Below are 1,934 nucleotides of genomic sequence, written 5' to 3'. Positions count from 1 at the left end.
CTAACGTTGGCTGGTCTGAGAGTGCGACCAGGCAAGGCTGGTCCGTAGGGATGGAGGTGAAGGGGTGTGAACCACCTCGAGAAATACGGTTTGTCATCCAGCGGGTGCAAATCCCGTCCGATCAACGCTGAGCCGGCGAATCGGAAGCGAGCCTTGCGACGTCCAAGGAAAGACCTCGACGGCGATGCGTAGGTGCGCGAACGCGTGGGCCGTCGGAACCAGCTCCGAAATCAGCGAATCCCATCGCCGAGAGGTTTCTCAGCCTCGAAGGCAACAGCGCGGACGTCGACAAGAAGGCGAGATGTCAGCGCGATGGCGGAGTGTATGGCGATGGCACGCACGAAGAGGGTGGCCCAGGCACCTGGGAGGTTCCTGTTCTTCCTCGACAAACTCCGGCGCCACGGGGAGCCGGTGACCAGACCCCGAACGGGGCCGCGTGCGGACGCGCGGACTCGGCAAAGAAGACGTCCGCATTCGAGGTAGGCCAAACGCAAGGGGAACCGGAGCGCAGGCCGACGAGGGCAGGGGAGTCGGAGGGCTGCAAGAGAGCGATGACGATGGGGAACGGCCGACACCGGACCCATCCGATGCAAAGGCGGCCCGTGTCGTCACGAACGCCACGAGGGAAACACGGTCGACGGTTCGACGTCGGGAACAGTGTCAACGGGACTTTTGGCGGTAGCGGAAAGATCGTGGTGGAGATCCTGAGGGACCGCGAGTCATGACGGCGGAGGAGCCGGATGGTGGAAATCTCCTTGTCCGGATCTGGCGAGGGCCGCGAGGGACTTCCAACCTCGCGGCTACTCTACAAAGACGAAGAATCCATTGCCCGATGGTTTCTCAAGTTGACCGCACGCCCTTGATCGGTTTTGGCCGATGCGTCTGCTGATATCGTCCGCGAGTGGAACAGCTGCACCGCCTCGCCGCTCTGCTCAAAGAACGGAATCGCCTCGACGGTGACATCGCGAGAGCGATCGGTCGCCCCGCGCTCCCCGGCCACATCGGCGAGTTCATTGCCAGCGTGCTGTTCGACATCGAGCTCATGCCTTCTGCAACCGCCCGCTTCCGCAGCGGCCCGCTCATGGGACGCTCCGTGAACGTGAAGCTTTATGGCAAGCGGGAGGGATTGCTCGACATCGCTGCTGTTCGGCCTGACTACTATTTGGTGCTCACCGGTCCGCGAACAGCAGCCGCGTCATCAAGGAACCAGACACGCCCGATTGTGATCGACAGCGTCTTCCTATTTGAACGTGATGCGTTGCTCGCAGAGCTGACTAAGACCGGGGTCAAAGTCGGCGTTGCGACGAGTGTGAGAAGTGCCGCGTGGGAGAACTCTCGCGTCTGGCCTCCACCTGGTTCACCGCTGTTGCCGATCACCGACGAGCAGGCAGGCGCACTCGCGGCACTTTCCTCACCGACCTGATGCTCAGGAGCCCGCCGTGCGTTACGTCCTCACCGCCGAATACGGCGGCCTTTACGACAGCACCATTATTCGCATCCGTTGGACGTATGATGTGCGCGCCGAATCGGTGCGGTCGGAGACAACACAATGGGCTGTAGGTGGCGTAGAGAGAGCAACGATTGCCGCGATCATAAATGCGATCGATCGCTCCGGGTCAAAGCACTGGCCGGTCTGGTCCTCGCGGCATGAGCAGCTGACTGTGCGCACCGACTTGGCAAATGAGTGGAGGGTCGGCGGAGGTCGAACGGGCGATGACGCCGCCGATGAGGTGCTTCACTCGCTCCGCGCCCTTCTCAGTCCAGGCGCGAAGGCGGCGATCGCGGACCTCTGTTGAGTTCGCGTTGACCCATGCGATCGACCTCGTCACGCTTCCCACGCGCGAAGAGGAACTCGTCGCCCGATCCCAACCCGACCAGCCAACACGGGCATGTGCGCTGGCTCGCCGGCCGCGGGTCGCGTCCGTCGAGACACC

2 protein-coding genes are annotated in these 1,934 nt (G+C 62.8%); both read left to right on the top strand.

All coding sequences use genetic code 11. The features are described from left to right. Positions 1-901 precede the first annotated feature (901 nt). Positions 902-1,423, top strand: coding sequence for a hypothetical protein (locus Q8K49_RS01790; RefSeq protein ID WP_305303715.1), 522 nt, complete (start codon positions 902-904; stop codon positions 1,421-1,423). A gap of 16 nt (positions 1,424-1,439) precedes the next feature. Next, a complete protein-coding gene (locus Q8K49_RS01785) occupies positions 1,440-1,796 on the top strand; it encodes a hypothetical protein (protein WP_305303714.1) in 357 nt (118 codons plus the stop codon). Positions 1,797-1,934 lie beyond the last annotated feature (138 nt).

The sequence above is a fragment of the Brevundimonas sp. genome (genome assembly GCF_030682035.1).
Lineage (GTDB): Bacteria > Pseudomonadota > Alphaproteobacteria > Caulobacterales > Caulobacteraceae > Brevundimonas.
Note: the sequence above shows the minus strand (reverse complement) of the source record. Positions and strands in the feature narration are given on the sequence as shown.